Raw genomic sequence first — 20362 nt, 5'->3', positions numbered from 1 at the left:
GAGCGCGGGAGCCTGTGTCCAGCAGAGGCCGCGGTCCCCGGGGTGGTGAGGGCGGCGAACACGACGAGCGCGACGAGGAGGATGACCGATGAGAAACGAAACCTGGCGAGGCGAGCGACGTGGGCGCGGCGTGCGGGCCGCCGGAGGCGTCTCGGCGGCGTGGCGCGCGCGATCGATGCTGGCGCTCCTGGCAGCGGGCGCGTGCGGCGCCTGCGCTCTGCCCGAGCCCGGGGATCCCGAAGACGCAGCGCAGGCGGCGCCGGACGCGCCCCCGTCCGGGATCGAGGCCGGCGGCGCCGGCGAGCCCGCCGGCGCGCTGCCGCCCGGCACGGCGACGGGAGGCGCCGAGGGGGACACGACGTACGAGCTCCCCGATCTCAGGGCGCTGCTGCCTTATGACCCCACGAAGCGCCCTGGCAGCAACGGCCCGGGTATCTACGTGGCGGCGGCCAGCGATAGCACCTACTGCTTTCTCAACGATCAAGGCGTCCCGTCCTTTTGCCCCGAGCGGTTCGTCAACGCCGGGGGGAGCGTCAAGCTCGAGTTCCGCAGCGCGACGAGACCCACCGCGCTGTACTCGTCCGCCGTGAGCGCGTCGCGCATGCTGCCCGGCGAGACGGCCTTTCGGCCGGTCGTGCTGCGAAGCGTGCGCGCCGTCGGGATGGAGCTCGAGATCGAGGTTGCGCTCGACGGCGTTGTGTTCCCGCCCGTCCGGGGAGCGGCGCTCTCCTCGTTCAAGCTCGAGGTGGCCGGCCCCGGGGGCCTGTTCTTCCGCTACGAGCTGATGGTAGAGCCGCCGGGCCCGGCGCCGCTGACGCCTCCGCCGCCGGATCCGGAGCCGCGCCCCTGGCTCCGACGGTACAACGTCAAATACCGGGTGGTCCCCGCCGGGGCCGATCCGAGCGCCTCCCGGTGGCGCCGCCACTGCAGCGTGGCCGGCGTCGATCTCCGGGCGTCGTTCGCGGGGGAGAGCAGGGTCGACGGGCTCTTCGCCACCGTCGCGCGCGACGCGAGCGCGACCACGATGAGCTGTGAGACGGGGGCCATCGACACGTGCCTCTCGTGGGGATATGCCCCCTGGCGGACCGAAACGGCGAGCGCCGACGAGGGCCGCTTCCTGTTCGGCGCCTGCCTGCACGCGAAGCGCGCGGCCTACTTCGCGGGCCCCGCGGGCGGCGCGGAGCGCACGACCAGCTTCACGCGCCCGGGCACCCCGATCGTCGTGCGCGACAAGCTGGGCATCCTTCCGGGCGCCGACCCGACGCACCTCGAAGCGATCTGGAGCCCCGAGGGCGCGAAGTGCTTGAACGTGGAGAACCTCCGCATCTCCGAGTTCCACGACCATGTGGCCTCGCTGTCCTCGCTGCCCCCGTGCACGGCCCACTGGTCCACCATCGGCGCGTTCGCCACGGGGCGCGTCGGGCCGCCCGGCCCTTCGACGTGGTGAGCAGACCGCCTCGCGGGCGGGTCAGGGCCGGGCGGCGCCCGGCTCGAGTTCTGGGCCGACCTGGCCGTCGTCGGGACGAGCTTCGCGCCCCTCATGGCCCGAAGAGCCCACGGACCGGGGCTCGTTGGGCTGCTCGCCCTCGGGCTTCAAGCGGCGCCTCCGGCAGTCGGACCTGCGTGCTCTCTCAGCCGGCGTGAAGGATCCGAATGCGATCGGGTTCCGCCGGATCTCGATCAACGACCTGGACTGGCGGCCAAGCCCACTGCCAAACGCTGATGCCTGGCGCGCGGGAGAACCGGATCTGCCCGCGGGTGCCTTCGACCGCGACGCGCGCCCAGGATTCGGCGGTGCGCGCCCGGTCCGCGCCGTGAGAACGCAGCACATCGGTGAGGACGGCGACCGTGTCGTAGCCCTCGAAGGCGACGAAGGAAGGCGCTTCGGCCAGCCGCTCGCGCAGGGCCGTCTCGACTCGGGCACCGAGTTGGCCGAGGCGCTCGGGCAGGTAGCGCAAGAACGGGATCGCGGCGTTGTCGCCGCCCAGCAACGCCGCCCATTCGGCGAACTCCGGTTGCCCGGCCGGAGCACCGATCATGATCTCGGCGAGGCGCTGGTCGCGGCGGACAGACCTGACGATCGACACCGCCGGCTCCGGGTAGCCGACCAGAAGAAGGAGGGCTGTCGCGCGGTTGCCGGCGAGCTCGTCGCACACGGCCGCGGGGGCGAGCGCGCGCATGTCGAGCTCGATGACGGTGCCGCCGCGTGGAGCGAGGTGGTCCCGCAGAACGCGGGCCCCAGACGCCCAGTAGACGCTCGAATCGGCTGCTACGGCGATGCGCCTGTGGCCCGCGCGGAGGAGGAAGTCCGCGTAGATCCGCCAGCCGTGGGACTGCGCCGGGGCGAGGCGCGCGACCCATTCCGTTGGCTGTTCGGTGAGCGCGTCGAGGACCGCTGACGAGCAGAGGAACGGCAGGCCGAGGGCGTCGGCCCTGGCGGCAGCGGCGCGAGCGACGACGCTGTGATACTCCCCCGCCAAGGCAGCCACGCCCAGGCGAGCCAGCTCATCGACGGCCGCCGCGGCCCTCTGTGGATCGGCCGCGGTGTCTCGGACCACCAGCTCGAGTGGTCTTCCGACGATCCCGCCGGCGTCATTGACCTCGCGAACGGCCAGCTCGAGTCCAGCGAGCAAGTGCCGGCCTGCCTCGACCCAGCCGGGCCGAGTCAGCGGAACGAGAGCGCCGATCTGGACGGATGATCCGTCGGTCCGCACCGCTCCAGGTGGCGACAGTGGCGTATTCATGCGTTGGCGTCACCCGTGTAACGATTCGTTACACCATGCCTGCAACGCAGAGTAGCAAGGCCCGATAGCACGGGTCCATCCATTTCGCCGTGGCGGGCGCACCTGGGTGACCATGCCGGACATTGCATCCGCCCACCATCTCCAGCGGTGGACCACGCCAGACGCCGTGTCCACGAGGGTAGGCCAGCACATCTTGGGGCTCGATCCGCACGGGGCCTACCGAGCGAGGCTCGCGAGAGCGCGCCGTCCTGGCCTCGCGCGGCCGGCGTGGGGGTGATTCGGCGCTCGCCTCGCGACGCGGGGAGCGCTGGCCGCTCCGCGCGCTCGCTCCTACAAGCGCTCGATGAGGAAGCTCCGGGTCTGGTCGTCGAAGCTCTGGGGGGCGAGGTTCGCGTCTGCCGTGAGGACGCGCGACTGGGCCGAGTATTGGAAGAGCCCGTCGTAGAGCGTCACCTTGAAGCCGGGGGGGACGCGGACGGAGCTGGCCCTCCGGTCCCAGGGGGCCCAGGGGCCGCCGAAAAAGACGGCGGAGCCGACGCCGTACATGAACGATTCGCCCGAGAAGTTGGCGTGCTCGTAGAAGGTGACGACGTCCAGCTGCGGGTCCGAGGCGTTCGAGACGACGATGCCCGAGAGCACGTCGTTGAAGCCCGCGGCCACGAGATCCGTGTCCGAGGTGAAGATGCGCACCTCGCCCCCGAAGTTGTGGTGGATGAAGGCCGTGACCCGGAGCCCGGCGGGGACCTTGATGGCGCTCGCGCGGTTGTCGCCGATGATCGTCGTGTTCAGGAGGTTGTGGTGGCCGATCCCGAAGCCCTGCGAGATGCCGGAGAAGTTCGAGAGATCGTGGAGCACGACCTGGTTGCTGGGGTGGACGGTGGGGCCGGCGGCGATCGTGGCGTCGATCCACGCCCGGTGGCGCGCCACGTCGACGCCGGTGACCGTCGCGTGCAGGTTCGTGCCGTTCTGTCCGTTCGTGGCCGAGAACACGGCGACCTGACGCCCGTCGACGAACCACGGGCCGCCGGAGTCGCCGCTCCAGCCCGCGCCCGTCACGCCGGTCCCCAGGAGCTCCTCGTCGGAGCGCCAGCCATTGATGTGGAGGGTCGCCTTTTTGAGCGACGGCGCCATCACCAGCGGCGTGCCCTCGCTCCCCCAGCCGTAGGCCGTCGCGTCCCTGTCGATCCAGGTCGACGTCGCCTCGGCGAGCTGGACGAACGGGCCATCGGCGTCCTCGGTCAGGTGGAGCAGCGCGATGTCGGCCACGGCCGAGGGCACCTCGACGGCGTCGACCTCGATGCGCTGGCCCGCGAGGTACGTGTTGCTGCCGACGCGCACGGCCGACGTCTCGCCCTCGTCCGCGATGCAGTGCTGCGCGGTGAGCACCCAGCGCGCCGCGACGAGGGTGCCTGTGCACTGGTAGAAGTCGCCCGTGCTCCGCACGTCGAAGACCTGCACGGCCCAGGGGCTCGCCTCGGCGAGCTCGCCGCCGATGATCGCGGACGAATGCGACCCCAATGCATCGAGCGTCTCGTCGGACGCGCCTTCAATCGAGCAGCCCGTGGAGAGGCCGAGCGCGGCGCCCGCGCACACCGCGAGACCAAGCTGATGACCAAGTTCTCTCTTCTTCATTCTGCCTCCACATCATGATTCTGTTCAGACGATCGTTCGCGCCGACGGAGTCCGCCTCCGCCAGGAGCCAGTGCTCGTCAGCAAGCCGAGTGACGGGGCCTGTGATTGCGTCGTGCCGGGCTCGGCGACGGCATCTCCAAGCAGACCCATGGGGGCACCAGGCTGAAACCGGTGAAGGGACAGCCGGAGCGGCAGGCCCGGAGGCGGGCGTATGAAATCCGCCCGCGACGGCTCAAGAATCGCGCCCAGAGCATGCTGCGCTACCCGGAGCGCCGCCAGGCGGCGATCTGGAACGGCCGCGTTCAAGGCGTGGAACGAGGCGGCATCCCGCCGCACCTCGCCCGCGCCGGCAGCCTCCAGCGACACCTTGACCCCCTCGGACGTCACCTCCGGCGGACGCGATCGATCAACGATACGGTCCCTGCCGCGGCGCCTCACCATCGAGCGCCGACACGTCCACATGCTCGTCGAGCCCCTCGAGGTCCTTCACGTGCCACTCGACCAGCATGCAGCCCGCGCAGATGTACGCCTCGAGCTTGCCGACCCTCCGGCTGCGCCAGACGCTCGGCTGCGCGATGGCGAGCTCGTTCCGCCCGTCGGCGTCCGCGTCGAGGACCTTGGGCGCGTGGAGGATCTTCCTCGCGCCGCAGGCGGGGCAGCGGAGCTCGTCGCGCATCGACGCGGATCGCCGCTCGAGCAGCGCCTGGACCTCGCGCTCGAGCCGCCCCACCCGCTCCTCGAGGGAGCGCTCCGCCGGCGCGCTCGCGGCGTGGGGCTCGGTGACGGGATCCGCGACGGGCGCGCTCGCGGCGCGGGAAAGCCGGACGCCGCAGCCCGGGCAGAAGACATGGGCCTCCGCGTTCGAGCGGCCGCACGTGGGGCAGTGCATGCCGACAGGATACGGGCGATTTCCCGCGGAGCGAACAGCAGGAAGGCCCGATCTCACGCCACCAGGATCTCCACGGCCACGAGCCGGTCCTCGCGTGTCCCGTCACCGGCCTGCTCGTGCGGGTTCCAGCCCCAGAACCACGCCGTCAGTCGCGGCTGGCTGAAAGCGGGCGATCCAGCGCTCTACACGACCAGCCTGACCCGAGCCTAGGACAGACAACGAGAAAACATGTCTTGGTTCAAGAGAGAGAGGCGTTCGAAAGGCGACCCGCAGGCGAAGGGGAGCGGCACGGAGGCGTTCCGAGAATACCTCGATGAATACAAGCGCGAGCTTCTAACGCTCATTGCTGAACGAGAGTTCTCCAAGCGTGCGGCCGAGCCACTCGCGCCGTGGCTCTGCTACCACTTCCCTCTCCAGTTCGATCGGCGGGAGCTCGACGCGCGGGGCGTCGACTTCCTCGTCTACGCCGAGAAGGACAGCTTCTTCTGGCATACGCTGGACGGGGCTGCGTGCATGAGAGCGTTCCTCGCGCATTTCAGGGCGCTTCCTCTCGATGGTCGAATCGCGTACTTCAAACGCTTTGATCTGGGGCCAAGGTGGGTAGACCGAGAGGCTTGGTTCGATCTGGCCTTCGATGACGAGCGGGTCGGCGATCCGGACTACGACCTGGCGCATGCCGAAATCTTTGAACCGCGCTCGACACGCGGTGAAGCGCCCCGCAGCTAGTGCGACAAACGGGCCGAAACCTCCTGAAAGCGCAGAATTTCGAGCCACCAAGGCGCCATGAGACGCCAAGATGTTTGTCAGGTAGATTGGCAGGCTTCTGATCAACACCGAAGTGCGCCGTCCGTCGCGACAAAGCCCATCGCCGCCTTGAACGTCACCATGACAAGGTCGCAGGTTGTCTTCGGACGCGAATGTGCTATCCTGATGTCTCATCATGGACGTTATCTTTCGACGCACCGGCGAGCGGCGGTACGCCGTCGTCGTGGAGGTCGCCGGCAAACAGCCCCAGGTGATGGATCCGGCGCCTGGGTTCGACGACCACATTCCGCACGACCTCGTCCACTACGTCGTGGAGGCCGAGCTCGGCTTGACGTCGGGCGTCTTCGGTCGTGCCGCGAGCGGCGGCGGCACCTTTATCTCGGCCGCGCTGGGCGACCGGAGCCCGCGCGAACGGGCGCGCGAGCGGCGGAAGCAGCTGCGCCGGGAGACATCGCTTCGCAACGCGGACGAGGGCAGGCAGCACGACATGGTCACGTCGGAGCGCCTCGCCGCCGTCTGCGACCTGATCTGGAGGCGCCGCCAGGGGCAGCGCCCGGATGCCTCGCGGCCCGCGCCGCGCGAGTCGCTCTCGGGCGAAGATGCCCGGCGAGTCGATCGCGTCGTCGTCCGGCTCGAAGAGCTGGCGCCTTTGTGGAACCAGCTGCCGGTGGGCGGTGAGCTCGCCTTCACATGGCCGAGCGTCGTGCCGAGGGCTCCAGGCCGGCGAGACGAGCGCCGCGTCGTGTGATGTCGGCTCCGCGGGAGAGCTTCTCACTGATCCGGGCTTGTCGCTCTACGCGGCTGCTGAGGTGACGGCGGGGTGTTCCTCGGCGCGAGCGAGGTGTAGGATGCCCCCTTGAATCAGCCCACACCATCCGGCCCCGATCTGCTCGACGTCCTCGAGGCGCGGTTCAACTTCCGCGAGCTCCGCCCAGGCCAGCGCGCGGTCATGGATGCCTTGCTCTCGGGCCACAGCGCGCTCGCGGTCTTCCCGACAGGCGGCGGCAAATCGCTCTGCTACCAGCTCCCCGCGCTCCTGCTCGATGGGGTCACGATCGTCATCTCTCCGCTGATCGCGCTGATGAAGGATCAGATCGATTTCCTCAGCGCGCGCGGCATCGCCGCGGTCCGGCTCGACTCGTCGCTGTCAGCCGACGACGCGGCGGAGGCGCACAGGGATCTGCGCTCGGGCAAGACGAAGCTGCTCTATGTCGCCCCCGAGCGGTTCGTGAGCGAGCGGTTCATGGCGCTGCTGAAAGAGCTCAAGATCGCCATCTTCGCGGTGGACGAGGCCCACTGCATATCCGAGTGGGGACACAACTTCCGCCCCGACTACCTGAGGCTCGCGGACACCGCCCGGGCGCTCGGCGTGCCGCGCGTGCTCGCGTTGACGGCCACGGCGACGCCCGGGGTCGTGCGCGACGTCTGCGCCACCTTCGGCATCCGCGAGGAGCACACGGTCATCACCGGCTTCTACCGACCGAACCTCGAGCTCCGCGCGACGGCGGTGAGCGCGACCGCGCGCGACCGGGTCCTGATCGAGCGCCTGCGATCCCGGCCGCCCGGCTCCACCATCGTCTATGTCACGCTCCAGAAGACCGCCGAGCACGTGGCCGAGAAGCTCGCTTCTGCGGGGCTGCCGGCGCGCGCGTACCACGCCGGGATGGAGGCGGCGGAGCGCGCGCGCGTGCAGGACGACTGGATGCAGAGCGACCGCGGCATCGTGGTCGCCACCATTGCGTTCGGGATGGGGATCGACAAGCCCGACGTGCGTTATGTCGACCATTACAATCTCCCGAAGAGCCTCGAGAGTTATAGTCAGGAGATCGGCCGCGCCGGCAGGGATCAGGCGCACTCGGTGGTCGAGGCCTTCGTGTGCGGCGACGATCTGCCGGTCCTCGAGAACTTCGCCTACGGCGACACGCCGACCGAGGACGCGCTCCACGGGGTGGTCGGCGCCGTGCTCGCCGCGCCCCAGGTGGAGCTTGGCCTGCACGCGCTGGGGACGCGCCACGACGTCCGGCCGCTCGTGCTCCGCACCGCGCTGACCTACCTCGAGCTGATGGGCGCGGTCCGGCAGCTCACGCCGTACTACGCCGGCTACGAGGTGCGGCTCCACCGCAGGCTCGAGGAGGTCATCGCGTCGGTGAAGGGCGAGCCGGCGCGGTTCCTCGAGGCGCTCTTCGGCCATGCGAAGAAGGGGCGAGTCCTGTACACGGTCGACCCGGCCGCCGCCGCCGCCGCGCTGGAGCAGCCGCGCGAGCGGGTGGTGCGCGCGCTCGAGTACCTCGAGCGGCAGGGGCTCGCGGAGCTCAAGGTGTCGGACATCCGGCACCGCTTCGTGCGCGTCGCCTCGACGGACGACGCGGGCGCCCTCGTCGGCGAGCTCCTCGCGCGCTTCGCGAAGCGCGAGGACGCCGAGATCGGGCGCGTGCGGCAGGTGATCGAGCTGCTCACCTCGGAGCGCTGTCACGCCGCCGCGCTCGCCGCGTACTTCGGCGAACGCCTCGACGCCGCGTGCGGGCGCTGCACCTTCTGCCGCGCCGGCGTCGCCGTGACGCTGCCGGAGCCGGCGCACGCGCCGCCGATGCCGGTGGGGCTCGACGTCGCCGCGTTCACGGCGCTGCGCGCGGCGCACGGGGGCGCCCTGGGCCATCCTCGCCAGGCGGCGCGTTTCCTCTGCGGCCTCTCGAGCCCGGCGACCACCCAGGCCAAGCTCGCGCGCGATCCGCTCTTCGGCGTGCTCATCACGCGCCGGTTCGCCGAGGTGCTCGACTGGTGCGCCGGGCTCCCCCGCCTCGCCGGCGCCGCAGCGGCGACCTGACCAAGGCCGGCGCCGCCCCCCTCCCGCAGCGCCGCCCTTCGGTCAGCCGCACCATCGGCAAGGTGACGAGGGCGGCTGCGATGTACTGGACGACGGCATTGACCCGCAGGTCGACCCCGCCGCCCGTGCGCTTTTGCCAGAGGATATCGAACGGCTGGCACACGCCGCTCAAGCACACGTCGCTGTCCGAGCAGCAATCCGCGTTGATCGTGCGCGCCCCACCGGACTCCCTGCATTCCCTGTCTCCGCCCGGATCTCCTCTACAGGTGTTGTATGTCAACCAGCGCGCGCAGCGTGGCTGTACTGTGGGACCCGTGATGCCGCGGGCCCCTCACCGCGGGCGATGCCGCCGCGGAGGGCGCTCCGCTGGGCCACACCGCCAGCTCCCTGAGCCGCGCCGTCGCCCTCGGGGATGAGGTGGCGGCCCGGGTCGTTCACGAGGCGATCGGCCGGCTGCTCGGGCTGCCGGTGGCACCGGAGGCGTGAGCAAGCCTGGACCGAACGTCGAGCCCGCCGCTCGCGTGGACTCCGCCGCCGGAGCCTTGCCGCTCGCCAGCAACCGCGGGCTCTGCTGAGATCGCCCGCGCGAAGTGGTTGTGTGCCGATAAGCAGTCACCGGTCGGACTGGCTGATCCAAAGCATTACCCTGGAGTGTGCGTGCTGGAGGAGCGATGCGAGAGCGCGCTCGACGCCGTCCCTCTCGATCGGATCTCCCGGTCTTCTTCGCGGGCGTCTTCGACCACTTGGCCGAGAATCCGAGGAGCATGCGGTTGATGATGTGGCGGCAGCTCGAGCTCCCCGATGAGGCCGAGCACGACGCGGTGACCGCCAAGGTGAATGCCATCGCCGCGGCCTACGATCTCGGCGCGACACCGAAGCAGGGCACCGAGGACCTGTATCCCGTCGCCGACACGTGGACCACCGGCGGAGCGTTGCCCCGTGCCCTGTACCCCGTGGGCGCCGCGCCCCTGCAGGACGGCAGGGTGCTCTTCAGCCCAGGCGGGCTGGTCTACGATCCGAGCACCGGCACGACGACGAGCGTCCCCCTCACCCCCGGCGAGGAGGTTCATGGGTGGGAGTTCGCCCAGACGGCGCTGACCCCGCTGCTGAGCGGGCTCGTGCTGCGCACGGGCGGCAGCGACGATGACCGCGTGCTCAGGGAGGCCGTGCTCTACCATCCCGCGACGAACACGTGGTCCAGCGCGGGCACGATGCCCGTGCCCCGCCACCTGCACACCGCGACGCTGCTTCAGGACGGCCGGGTAGCGTGGAGCGTTACGGAAGCTGCAAGAAAAAAGCTCCTCATGGACGTTTGCACAAGATCTATTGATAATCTCTCTCGCTCCACGGGAATGCATCGTGTCCTGTCGCGCTCGTTGGCCAGATGAAGCGAGGCGCAATGTCCCGTGAGCACTCACCCCACGAGGCAGTCTGCCCCGCGGCGAGCCCGCCCGTGACGGCTCGCTTCGGCAGAGCGCGGCGCGCGGCGATGTCCCCTTGACGGCGCCTCGTCGAGCGCCGCCCGCGCGTGAACGATGTGTGGTTTCCCATCGAACGCCGCGCTCCCCTCATCACTCCATCACCGCCGTCGGCGTGGTCCCCTGGGATCGATTGCCCTCCTTCGTCGGGTCCGCGGGTGACAGCCGCGCTCTCGGGCTCCGCTCTGGCACCTCCGTTGCAGTGCCCCCGTCGTGAACCCGCCGGCATCGCCGGCGTGGAACAAACAAGATGCAGCAGAGACTGCGTCGCAAGAAGCTCACTGGAGGTGTAACATGGCACAGAATCAGGGTAACAACCGTGGGTTTGCTGCAATGGATGACGACCGCCAGCGCGAGATCGCGAGCACGGGCGGCAAGGCCGCGCACGAGAAGGGCACTGCCCACGAGTTCAGCTCTGAGGAGGCCCGTGAGGCCGGCCGCAAGGGCGGCGAGAGCGTGAGCCAGGACCGCGAGCACATGGCCGAGATCGGCCGCAAGGGCGGCGAGATCGTGAGCCAGGACCGCGAGCATATGGCCGAGATCGGCCGCAAGGGCGGCGAGGCGCGCGGCGATGGCGCGGAGAACGACGACGGGCGCAGCGGGAGCGGACAGGGCCAGCGCGGCGGCAGCCACGAGCAGCACGTGAGGGCCGGGCAGCAGAGCCACAAGAACCGCTGAGAGCGCCTGGCAGTTGGCGCTAGCGCGCAGAGCGCCCTCGATGAGGGAGCTCGATGCTCGGGGGAGCCGTGGCTCCCCCGAGTCTTTTCTTTGCCGGTGCGCTCGAAGGAGCGGAGGCGCATCGCAGCGGATGACGATCAGGGGCGCGAGAGGCTCGTGCGGTACTGCTCCCGTCCGGCCTTCGCACTCGATCGAATCGAGCTCCTGCCCGATGGACGCATTGCGTACTTGCTGAAGACACCTAACAAGACGGATCACCCGCGCGCCTGGGCGCTCTCCCCCGATGTTGTGCGCGCGCTTCGAGATCCCCGAGCTGAACGGCAAGGGCGGCCCTTGAGGTGGAGGTGCTCCCATGTCCGCGGGACTGGAGGCAGGCTCGCCGTCGCCGAGCGATGGCGCGTCCCTCGCCCGCGCGCTGCACGGCCAAGCACCCGGCGCGGTCTATGACCACGCTGGCCAGCCCGCACGGGGGCGACGCGACGGCTACAGGCGGCGCGTCGGGCCCGCGTTGGGCCACGCCAGAGACTCGCTCGGCTGCGAACGAGCTAGAACCATATGAAATAATTGATATTTCGTCCGCCTCCGCCTCGGAGTCGCAGAAATCCTGGCGGGATTTATGAGCCGCGGTACCAGTCTCGACGTGGGCACAGCTGCCCGGTGTCAGGCAGCTGTGCCCACGTCGAGACTAGGGCCGGGCGGCGCCCGGCGCGGCGCCCTCGGCTCCTCGCTCCGCTTCACGCGCCGCCTCGGCGTACTCGCGCCGGAGCAGCGGGTCGAGCTCGAAGGCGCGCCCGAGCGAGGCCTGGGCCTCTCGCGCTTCTTCGCGTCGCGCCTTCGCGTCGGCCGCCCCGCGCGCCCGCGAGAGCAAGAGCCCGCCGCGCACGGCGTGGGCGTGCGCGAGGAGCGGGTCGCGGCGCAGCGCCTGCTCGACGTGCTTCAGCCCCTCGTCGGCGGCGCCGCGGGCCTCGGCCGGCGACGACGCTCGCGCGAGGTGCCAGCAGGCGCGCGCGAGCTCGACGTGGCCTTCGGCGTGGGGGTAGATCTCGATGGCCCGCCGCGCGTCGTCGCGCGCCCGCCGCAGCGCGGGCAGGGGCGAGCGCCCTCGCTGCCGCGCCCATTGCGCCTCGACCGCGCCGAGCTGCGCGCCCGCGAGCAGGCAGCCGAGGCAGCTCGGCTCTGCCCGGTAGGCCTCGGCCAGCGCGGCCCGCCCGGCCTCGAGATCGTCGCTCGGGTCTCCGCCCGAGCGCAGGGCGTGGAGCGCGGCGAGGCGGTGGCCCTCGGCGCGGTAGGACGAGGTCCGCCCCGCGGCGGGGTTGATGGCGCGCGATCGGTCGAGGTGGGCGAAGGCGCGCTCGATCGGCGGGCGCGGGTCCGCGCCGCGCGCGGCGAGGTACTGCGCCAGGGTCAGCTCGGCCACCGCGGCCTGGTTGAGCGCCTGGTAGAACTGGGCGTCGAGCGCGAGGGCCCGGCGCCCGATCTCGAGCGCCCTCTGCACCGTGTCCTGCGGGTCGAACCCGTGCGCGAGGTCGTACGAGGCCCAGTCGTTGTAGAGGTCGCCGAGGTTCCAGTAGGGGAAGAGGTATTTCGGATCGCTCTCGATCGCCTGGCGGTAGGAGCGCGCGGCCTCGGCGTACTCGGGGCGCGGGTCCTGGCCCTGGTCGCGCCGGTGGTTGCCCTTCCAGCGGTGGACGTTCGCGAGATCGTTGAGCGCCCAGGGGTAGTTGGGCTCCAGCTCGAGGGCCCGCGTCAGCCGGGCGCGGGCCTCGTCCCAGGCAGGGCCCGGGTCGAGGCCGGCGCGCGCCTGCTCGAACCCGCGCGTGAAGTGGGCCAGCCCCGCGGCGTCGTGCGCGTACACGTCGCTCGGGTCGAGCTCGATGGCGCGCGCGGCGGTGGCGAGCCACGCATCGAGGATGGGCTCGGGCTCGAGGCCGCCGCCTTCGTCCTTCATGAGCTGATACCAGCTCATCAGGACCTGGGCCCTCCGGGTGTGGCCCGAAGCGCGCCCCGGCGCCGCCCGCACCGCCTTGCCCGAGGCCTCGAGGGCGCGCTCGAGCGCTTCCTTGCGGGGCCTGCCCTGCCGCTCGTCGACCTCGGCCCGCTTCAGCCAGGCCACGGCGAGCGCCTCGTACACCAGCGCGTCGCTGCGCCCCACCTCGAGCGCCTCGTCGTACCGCGCGACCGCCCGCTCGAGATCGGCGCGCGCGCCGTCGTAATCCCCTCGATCGAAGCGATCGACCGCCTGCGCGTGGGCGACGTCGCCGGCGAGCCGGCGGGCCTCGTACGACCAGGGCGCCTCGTGACCGGCGAGCTCGGCGGCGCGCGCGGCGGCGCCGTGGTCGCGGCGATAGAGGGCGATGAGCCCCTCGAGGTGGTGGGGCGACTCGAGCCCGAGCCCGCGGCTCTTCTCGAGCGCGGCGAGCGCGGGCAGGAGGTACTGCTCTTCGAGCGCGCGCCGCCGCCCGGCCACCCACGCGACGCCGCCGCTGCGCCGGGCGTCCTCGAGGGCCCGGCGGTACAGCTCGCCGAGCGCGCGCCCGAGCGCGTAGTGGAGCTCGGGCGAGTCGACCCCGAGCGCACGGGCGCGCTCGAGCTGCTCGCGCGCCTCGTCGAACTCGAGCAGGGCCAGGTGCCCGCGCCCGAGCGCGTAGCGCGCGAGCCCCGCGCCGGCGCCGCCCGCCTCGACGTGGCGGGCCGCGATGCGCGCCATGCGCTCGCGGACGCGGGCCTGCTCGCGGCCGGTGTCGTGCAGCGGCAGGCCGTAGGCGGCGCGCAAGAACCACTCGATCTCCTTGACCTCCTGCCCGATCTCCTCGCCGAGCCTCGCCCGCTCGGCCGCCTCGGCCCGGGCGCGCCGCGCCTCGAGCTGCGAGCGCAGGCCGAGGGCGCCGAGCGCCGCGATGAGCGCGAGCGAGAGGGCCGAGACGGCCACGAGCGCGCGGTGCTTGCGCGCGAGCCGCTTCAGCCGGAAGGACAGGCGGGGGCGCCGGCCGAGGATCGGCTCGCCGTCGAGGAAGCGCCCGAGGTCCTCGCCGAGGGCCCTCGCCGTGGGGTAGCGCTGCTCGGGCTCCTTGTGGAGGCACTTGAGGGTGATGGTCTCGAGGTCGGCGGGCAGCTCGGGCGCGAGCGCGCGCGGCGGTCGGGGCTCTTCGTGCAGCACCTTGAAGAGCGTGGCGGCGGGGGTGGCGCCCTCGAACGGCGCCGCGCCGCAGAGGAGCTGGTAGAGCGTGGCGCCGAGGCCGTAGACGTCCGAGCGCTGGTCGGCGCCGTGCACCTGGCCGCGCGCCTGCTCGGGCGCCATGTACGCGGGCGTGCCCAGGAGCGCCCCGGTCTCGGTGAGGCCCTGCTCGCCGCCGGCCTCGTAGGCGAGGCCGAAGTCGACGACCACCGGGTGGAAGCTGCCGTCCTCGACCCGCTCGATCAGCATGTTCGAGGGCTTCAGATCGCGGTGCACGATGCCGAGCCTGTGCGCCTCGTGCACCGCCTCGGCCACCGCGCGCATCGCCCGTACCTTGGCGGGCAGCGACATCTCGCTCGCCGCCTCGTTGAACCTCCGGCCGCGCACGAGCTGCATCGCGATGTACGCTTTGCCCGCGACCTCACCGACCTCGTAGACCTTGCAGACGTTCGGGTGGTCGATGCGCGCCTGGGCGCGGGCTTCCTGCAAGAGGCGCAGGGCGCGGTCGGGGTCGGCCCCGCGAATGAACTTGAGCGCGACCGCTCGGCCCAGGCGCTTGTCGCGCGCCTCGACCACTTCCCCCATGCCGCCCCGCCCGAGCGGCCGGACGAGCTCGTAACGGCTCCACGCAGCGACGGGAACCCCGGCCGCTCCGGCCGCGGCGCCGCGCATGGGCGCGCCCCCTTCCGCCTCGGCGCAGGCCGCGTGCGCCTCCCCTTCGGCCGGAGGGAGGGGCCGAGTCGGCGCCGACGCGTCTGCCGGCGGCATCGTCGTCGACGCCGGGGCGCTCGTCTGCGCCGGGCCCGCGGCAAGCGGGCCGGGGCGCTCCGGCGGGAGCGTGGGGTCTTCTTCCGGCGCCGGCATGGTTGGAAGCGCTGACAGGGTGGCACAGCCACGCGGGCGGCGAAACGTGTCCATAGAGGCCAGGCCGATGGCGAGCTTCTCCTCGACGCCAACGTCGCGTCGATAACCACGGTCGAGCGTGGCTCCCTTGCAGGTCAGTGGAAGTGGCCTTTGCCTCGCGAAGCTCAAGCCCACGAGCGACGGTTCATGACACAAGCATTGTTCGCAGGCAGACGCAACAAGCGAGCAGCCGCAAAGGATGGTCCCCTCTCGCCTCTTCGCCTTGATTTATATTTATCTTTCCTCCCCGACTCCACGTCTCCCTGTGTGCTGCCAGCTGGTGGTGAGGTACTTACCCCAATCTGCCAGAATGATGGATCCGTCAAGACGCCATGAGACGCCAATATCTTTGTGTTTTCCTTGGCGTCTTTGGGCGTCTATTGGCGGTTCAAAAAACCCACCTTCGGCCAAAGCCCCCCACCACCTGCCAGCTGCTCGCGCACGACCGGATCCGGTTACCGGGGGGCTGCCAGCTGCCTCCGGACAACCGGATCCGGTCCCAGGTAGGCGGCCGAGCTGCCCCCGCACGACTGGATCTGGTTTTGCCGGGAGGCTGCCAGCTGCCTTGAAAGGACCGGATCCGGCCGCCAGGCGGCTGCCATGGCGAGAGCCGAGCCCGGCAGCGGCGCGAGTGGTGGCGCTCCCGTCAGGCCCTCCGAACGTCGCCACACCCGTCGTGCGGCCCGTGCGGCCGGACCCCGGCGCTCCCTACTGCCCGCCGGGCACGCAGATCGCCGTCGCCGAGCCCGCGCCCATGCACGAGAAGCCCGCCGCGCAGTCGGTGTTCGCCGCGCAGGGGAAGGCGCACTTGCCCACGGCCGTGTTGCACTTGTGCGTGCCGCAGACCATGTCGTTCGTACACGGGAGAGCGAGCGGGCCCGGCTGCCCCGTCGTCGCCGGAGCGGTCGTGCCCGGCTGCTGGTACTGCCCGGGCTGCTGATACCCCGGCTGCTGGTACTGCCCAGGCTGCTGGTACTGCCCAGGTTGCTGGTACTGCCCGGGCTGCTGGTACTGCCCAGGCTGCTGGTACTGCCCAGGCTGCTGGTACCCCTGCTGCTGCTGGTTGTAGGCGTTGTACTGCGGATCCGACGGATCCTCGGCGTCTCGGCCCCGGCTGCACGCGGAGGTCAGGAGCCCGAGGCCTCCGAGGGCAAGGACGACCAAGGCGGCCGAGCGCGCGCTGGTGAACCACATGGATCGCTTCATCAAGGTCTCCTCGAAGTGCGGGGCTCTCCCCGCGTGAGCGACGGGCCGGTGACGGCCCGCCGCTGAGATCTGAGCCCCGGCCCCCGGAGGAGGAACCGCAGGCCCTTCGCCGGCGAGCGCCGCGTCGCGGGCCCGCTGGACAGGAGCGTACCCCCGGTCGGCGGCCGCGCGCCCCTCAAAAAGGACGCGCCACCGCGCGCTCACCGCGCCGCAGCATCCTTGCAGCAACGAAAGCCCTGCTCGTAGCCGTAGTCCTCTTCCTTGTGGAACCCCACCGTGGGGCGGCAGCGGCCGCGCATGGGGCCCCACCAGCCGCCCTTCAGCCCGCTCCGCTCCGGCGACTTGCGGCCCGGCCGGACGACCCACTCGTTGATGTTGCCGTTGAGATCGTAGGCGCCGAACGGCGACACACACGCCGGCATCGAGCCCGCTGGAACGCGCTGATCGAGCCGCTCGAGCTCCGCCTTGCACCCGGGGTGCCGCATGCACCGCTCGTAGTGGTAGAGCGTCACCTCGCGCTGGCGAAAGGGCCGGTCGATGTTGCACCTGGTCGCGTCGCGGGCGAAGCCGTACGTGTACGGGAGCATCTCCTCGCCCTCGCAGGCGAAGTTGAACTCGTCCTCCGTGCAGAGGCGCTTGCCGACGCCCTCGCACGCCTTGACGGCCTGGCGCCACGAGACGAGCAGCGCCGGGAGCTCGCCCTTCCTGTTGGGCCACTCGTACCGGTCGACGCAGAACCGCATCGGCGCGCGCTTCTTCGAGAGGCACTCGCTCGGCCGCCTGTACTCGAGGCACCGCTCGCTGACGCTGGTCGGGCCCTCGGCCTCTTTGTAGGGCGTGGCCCGTCGCTCCTGGTCCTTCTCGTACTCCTTGTGGTGCTTCAGGCAGATCTGATCGACCACGGGGCAGTAGTCGCCCTCGACGAGGACCATGTCGTCCGGGCACCCCTCGGAGCTGCCGGGCAGCCCCGCGTCCGGAGCGCCGCCGTCGAGGGCTGCCGCCGCGGCGTCCGGCGCGCCGCCGTCGAGGGCTGCCGCCGCGGCGTCCGGCGCGCCGCCGTCGAGGGCTGCCGCCGCGGCGTACGACATCGCTGCCCCGGCGTCCGGCGGCTCCGCCGGGGTGTACGACAGCTCCGCCGCGGCGTACGGCGGCTCCGCCGGGGTGTACGACAGCTCCGCCGCGGCGTCCGACGGCTTTGCCGCAGCGGCGTCGGGCGGCGCCGGCTCGGCATCCGCAGCTGCGCCGGCGCGCTCGGGCCCTCCGGAGGCCACGGCGCCGGTCCCCGCGGGCGGCGGGCTGTCGCAGGCGAGGATCGCGGCCGTGAGGCCGCAGAGGAAGGCGAGGCTGACCGCGCAGGGCCCGCGTGGAGCCCTGCGCCGTCGAGGTGGCGCGACCGGCGGCGCGGCGCGGCGAGAGCGCCGGCTCATCGGCCGGGGGCGGGGATGACCTTGAGCGGCACCCGGGTCCCGCCGCGATCCACCTCGATCTCGACCTCGCGGCCCGGCTCGAGATCGCCGAGCGCGAACATGAAGTCGTGGATGTTGGTGACGGCGTGGGCGCCGATGCGCACGATCACGTCCCCCGCCTGCATGCCGGCGCGCGATGCCGGCGCGTCGGGTCGCACGCCCGTGAGCTTCACGCCGGGCCCCTGGTACGCGTAGTCCGGCATCGTGCCGAGCGACGCGCGGAAGCCGCCGCGCATGCTGCGGTGCGGGTCGGCGGGCGCGTCGGTGAAGGCGAGGCGCGCGTCGCGCCGCGACAGGGCGAGCGCCATCCGCGCCGCGAGCACCGAGCACCGCGAGACGCCCGCGGCGTTGATCTTGTCCGCCGTGTCGCTCGGCCGGTGGTAGTCCTCGTGGACGCCCGTGAACAGGAAGGCGATCGGGACGCGCGACGCCGTGAACGACGCGTGATCGCTCGCGCCGAAGCCCTCGACGCCGAACTGGAGCGTGAGGCCGAGCCCGCGGGCCGCGTCGTCCACGATCGGCTTCCAGTCGGGCGAGGTCCCCAGGCCGTCGACGAGGAGCTTGTCGTCCCGCATCCGGCCGACCATGTCGGCGTTGATCATGGCCACGATCGGCTTCATGCCCGCGAGCGGCGCCGGCGGGTGATCGACGAAGTGGCGCGAGCCGATGGTGCCGAGCTCCTCGGCGCCGAACGCGATGAACAGGAGGTTCCGGGCCGGCCGCTCGGGGAGCGAGGCGAACCGCCGCGCCACCTCCAGGAGCATCGCGGTCCCCGAGGCGTTGTCGTCGGCGCCCGGGTGGACCGCATGCACGCCGGGCGCGCGCGAGAACGACGTGCCCCCGTAGCCGAGGTGATCGTAGTGCGCGCCGACGACGACGTACTCACCGGCGTGCGGCGAGCCGTCCCGCGCCGAGAGCAGGCCGATCACGTTCGACGCCGGCGCCATCCGCGCGGTGACCTTGGTCGTGATCTCGACGGTGGTGCCGTCGAGCGGCTTCGGCGCGGCGGCCTTGGTCGCGGCCGGCTTCACGGCCACAGGCTTCGCCGCGGCCGGCTTCGCGTCTGCCGGCTTCGCGGGCGGCGCGAGCCCGGCCGCGGGGAAGAGCGCGCGGGCCGCGGAGCGCGTGATCACCACGGCCGGAATGCCCATGCTCGCCGCGTCGTCCGACACCCGCGGGAGCTCGTCGCCCGCCGCGACCAGGATCACCCCGGCGGCCTTGTGCTCGCGGGCGGTGCGGAGCTTGTAGCGGACGCTGCCGAAATCGCGGAGCGCGTCCGCCGGCCGCGGAGCATGATGATGAGGATCGGCGGTCGCAGCGCCGCCGTGCGCGCCGGCGGGAGCTGCACCGGCATGCGCAGCGCCGCCGTGCGGATGGGCGGGCGCAGCGCCGCCGTGCGGACTGGCAGGCGCAGCGCCGCCGTGCGGATTGGCAGGCGCAGCGCCGCCGTGCGGATTGGCAGGCGCAGCGCCGCCGTGCGGATGGGCGGGCGCAGCGCCGCCGTGCGGATGGGCGGGCGCAGCGCCGCCGTGCGGGCCCCCGGGCGCTGCACCGCCGTGCGCGCCGGCCTGCGCCGCTCCACCCGGGCCGGCGTCCAGCGTGGGCACGCCGTCGAGCACGATCGCGATCTTCCCCTCGATATCCCGGCCGGCGTAGTCGTCCCAGGAGAGCGCCGACGCGGTCACTCCATGGCCGACGAGCACCGCGGCCCCCGACACCGTGCCGCTCGCGCTCCCGTCGGCCGTGACCAGCTTGCCGGCCTCGACGCTCTGCTTCCGGCCCGCGCGCTGCACCGCGAGCGCCGCGGGCGCCACGTCGGCGCCGACCCGCGCGTCGAACACCTGCCTGTACGCCTTCGCGTCGCTCCCCGGCCCGCCCAGCGGCGAGAGCTTGAGCTCTGCGAACCGGCGCGCGATGAACTCGGCCGCGAGATCCGCGCCGGGCTCGCCGGTCCCGCGCCCCGCGAGCTCGGGCGACGCGAGGTACGCGACGTCCGCCGCGATCCGCGCCTCCGCGGCAGGATCGACCTCCATCGAGGCCGGCGCGGCGGGCGCCGGCGCGGCAGGCTTCGAGGCCGGCGGCGCGTCAGGCTGGCGGGGCGGCGCGGCCGGCGGAGCGCACGCCGCGACCGCGGCGAGCAGGCCGGCGGCGAGGCCGCGGCGAAGACCCCATGCGCGGGGCGACAGCGGGGCCGCGGCGCGCCCGGCGCTCACCACGGCGACGCCTTCTGCGCCGCGCGGACCAGCTCGAGCGCGCGACGGCCGATGTACTCCTCCACGTCGGCGGGCGCGATGTGGCGGTCCTTCGCGAAGTCGAACTCGCGCGGCTTGCCGTCGCCGAACGTCACCCGGACGATCGCGGACTCCCGCAGGAGCTCCAGAGAGAGGCTGAAATCGCCGAGCGCGAGCCGGTGCTTGTCCTGCTCCTGGGCGAACGCGATGGGCTGCCCCTTCTCCTGCAGCCTCTCGTGCGCGAACTTCAGCGACTCGGCCCCCAGCGACACGGCCGACTCCGCGGCCGCGAGCGCCTCGGCGACCCGCTTCTTGTGCCGCGCGAGCTCTTCAGCCTCGCGCTCCGCCTTCGATTTCACGGCTTCGATGAG

General features: G+C 72.1%; 14 protein-coding genes and 1 pseudogene. 6 read left to right on the top strand and 9 right to left on the bottom strand.

Annotation, left to right across the window (positions count from 1 at the left end):
* Window positions 1–88 precede the first annotated feature (88 nt).
* The gene (locus WMF12_RS47720) at window positions 89–1447 is read left to right on the top strand and encodes an ADYC domain-containing protein (RefSeq protein ID WP_437857156.1); all 1359 of its coding nucleotides are present in this window, start codon (window positions 89–91) and stop codon (window positions 1445–1447) included.
* A gap of 184 nt (window positions 1448–1631) precedes the next feature.
* On the opposite strand, the gene WMF12_RS47715 is transcribed toward WMF12_RS47720, so the two are convergent.
* The 3 genes from WMF12_RS47715 to WMF12_RS47705 form a co-directional block, all read right to left on the bottom strand.
* Window positions 1632–2744 (bottom strand): ABC transporter substrate-binding protein, encoded by a 1113-nt coding sequence (locus WMF12_RS47715; RefSeq protein ID WP_437857155.1) that lies wholly within the window; start codon window positions 2742–2744, stop codon window positions 1632–1634.
* 330 nt (window positions 2745–3074) lie between these two features.
* Complete coding sequence (locus tag WMF12_RS47710) at window positions 3075–4376, bottom strand: trypsin-like serine protease (RefSeq protein WP_437857153.1); 1302 nt, start codon at window positions 4374–4376, stop codon at window positions 3075–3077.
* 406 nt (window positions 4377–4782) lie between these two features.
* A complete protein-coding gene (locus WMF12_RS47705; RefSeq protein WP_437857145.1) occupies window positions 4783–5265 on the bottom strand; it encodes a hypothetical protein in 483 nt (160 codons plus the stop codon).
* 228 nt (window positions 5266–5493) lie between these two features.
* Between WMF12_RS47705 and WMF12_RS47700 the strand changes: the two genes are divergently transcribed.
* The 5 genes from WMF12_RS47700 (at window position 5494) to WMF12_RS47680 (ending at window position 11010) form a co-directional block, all read left to right on the top strand.
* Window positions 5494–5991: a hypothetical protein gene (locus WMF12_RS47700; RefSeq protein ID WP_437857141.1), complete on the top strand. Its 498-nt coding sequence runs from the start codon at window positions 5494–5496 to the stop codon at window positions 5989–5991.
* Between the two features lie 214 nt (window positions 5992–6205).
* Window positions 6206–6778, top strand: a complete 573-nt coding sequence (locus tag WMF12_RS47695; RefSeq protein WP_437743341.1) for a hypothetical protein — start codon at window positions 6206–6208, stop codon at window positions 6776–6778.
* Window positions 6779–6886: 108 nt separating this feature from the next.
* Entirely contained in the window at window positions 6887–8854 is a 1968-nt protein-coding gene (locus WMF12_RS47690) for a RecQ family ATP-dependent DNA helicase (RefSeq protein ID WP_437857133.1), read from the top strand.
* Window positions 8855–9618: 764 nt separating this feature from the next.
* Entirely contained in the window at window positions 9619–10242 is a 624-nt protein-coding gene (locus WMF12_RS47685; RefSeq protein WP_437857121.1) for a kelch repeat-containing protein, read from the top strand.
* Window positions 10243–10665: 423 nt separating this feature from the next.
* Window positions 10666–11010, top strand: coding sequence for a KGG domain-containing protein (locus tag WMF12_RS47680; RefSeq protein ID WP_437857115.1), 345 nt, complete (start codon window positions 10666–10668; stop codon window positions 11008–11010).
* Between the two features lie 685 nt (window positions 11011–11695).
* Here the strand turns inward: WMF12_RS47680 and WMF12_RS47675 are convergent.
* From WMF12_RS47675 to WMF12_RS47650, 6 genes and pseudogenes are all read right to left on the bottom strand, one after another.
* A complete protein-coding gene (locus WMF12_RS47675) occupies window positions 11696–15049 on the bottom strand; it encodes a protein kinase domain-containing protein (RefSeq protein WP_437857107.1) in 3354 nt (1117 codons plus the stop codon).
* A gap of 54 nt (window positions 15050–15103) precedes the next feature.
* Window positions 15104–15289 (bottom strand): annotated as a pseudogene (locus WMF12_RS47670) (GxxExxY protein); the annotation flags it as partial.
* Between the two features lie 507 nt (window positions 15290–15796).
* Window positions 15797–16294, bottom strand: coding sequence for a hypothetical protein (locus tag WMF12_RS47665; protein WP_437857099.1), 498 nt, complete (start codon window positions 16292–16294; stop codon window positions 15797–15799).
* Window positions 16295–16494: 200 nt separating this feature from the next.
* A complete protein-coding gene (locus tag WMF12_RS47660) occupies window positions 16495–17721 on the bottom strand; it encodes a formylglycine-generating enzyme family protein (RefSeq protein ID WP_437857091.1) in 1227 nt (408 codons plus the stop codon).
* A complete protein-coding gene (locus tag WMF12_RS47655) occupies window positions 17718–19973 on the bottom strand; it encodes a M20/M25/M40 family metallo-hydrolase (RefSeq protein WP_437857081.1) in 2256 nt (751 codons plus the stop codon). Before WMF12_RS47655 ends, WMF12_RS47660 begins: the two co-directional genes overlap by 4 nt.
* A complete protein-coding gene (locus WMF12_RS47650) occupies window positions 19970–20350 on the bottom strand; it encodes a hypothetical protein (RefSeq protein ID WP_437548004.1) in 381 nt (126 codons plus the stop codon). The genes WMF12_RS47655 and WMF12_RS47650 overlap by 4 nt, the downstream gene beginning before the upstream one ends.
* Window positions 20351–20362 lie beyond the last annotated feature (12 nt).

It is taken from the genome of Sorangium sp. So ce363 (assembly GCF_051520435.1).
In the GTDB taxonomy this organism is placed as follows: Bacteria; Myxococcota_A; Polyangia; order Polyangiales; family Polyangiaceae; genus Sorangium; species Sorangium cellulosum_B.
This window is presented reverse-complemented; position numbering and strand designations above follow the sequence as displayed.

Coding starts and splice junctions, on each gene's coding strand:
- WMF12_RS47720 (WP_437857156.1), top strand. CDS start 89: ATGAGAAACGAAACCTGGCGAGGCGAGCGACGTGGGCGCGGCGTGCGG.
- WMF12_RS47715 (WP_437857155.1), bottom strand. CDS start 2,744: ATGAATACGCCACTGTCGCCACCTGGAGCGGTGCGGACCGACGGATCA.
- WMF12_RS47710 (WP_437857153.1), bottom strand. CDS start 4,376: ATGAAGAAGAGAGAACTTGGTCATCAGCTTGGTCTCGCGGTGTGCGCG.
- WMF12_RS47705 (WP_437857145.1), bottom strand. CDS start 5,265: ATGCACTGCCCCACGTGCGGCCGCTCGAACGCGGAGGCCCATGTCTTC.
- WMF12_RS47700 (WP_437857141.1), top strand. CDS start 5,494: ATGTCTTGGTTCAAGAGAGAGAGGCGTTCGAAAGGCGACCCGCAGGCG.
- WMF12_RS47695 (WP_437743341.1), top strand. CDS start 6,206: ATGGACGTTATCTTTCGACGCACCGGCGAGCGGCGGTACGCCGTCGTC.
- WMF12_RS47685 (WP_437857121.1), top strand. CDS start 9,619: ATGCGGTTGATGATGTGGCGGCAGCTCGAGCTCCCCGATGAGGCCGAG.
- WMF12_RS47680 (WP_437857115.1), top strand. CDS start 10,666: ATGGATGACGACCGCCAGCGCGAGATCGCGAGCACGGGCGGCAAGGCC.
- WMF12_RS47675 (WP_437857107.1), bottom strand. CDS start 15,049: ATGCCGGCGCCGGAAGAAGACCCCACGCTCCCGCCGGAGCGCCCCGGC.
- WMF12_RS47665 (WP_437857099.1), bottom strand. CDS start 16,294: ATGAAGCGATCCATGTGGTTCACCAGCGCGCGCTCGGCCGCCTTGGTC.
- WMF12_RS47660 (WP_437857091.1), bottom strand. CDS start 17,721: ATGAGCCGGCGCTCTCGCCGCGCCGCGCCGCCGGTCGCGCCACCTCGA.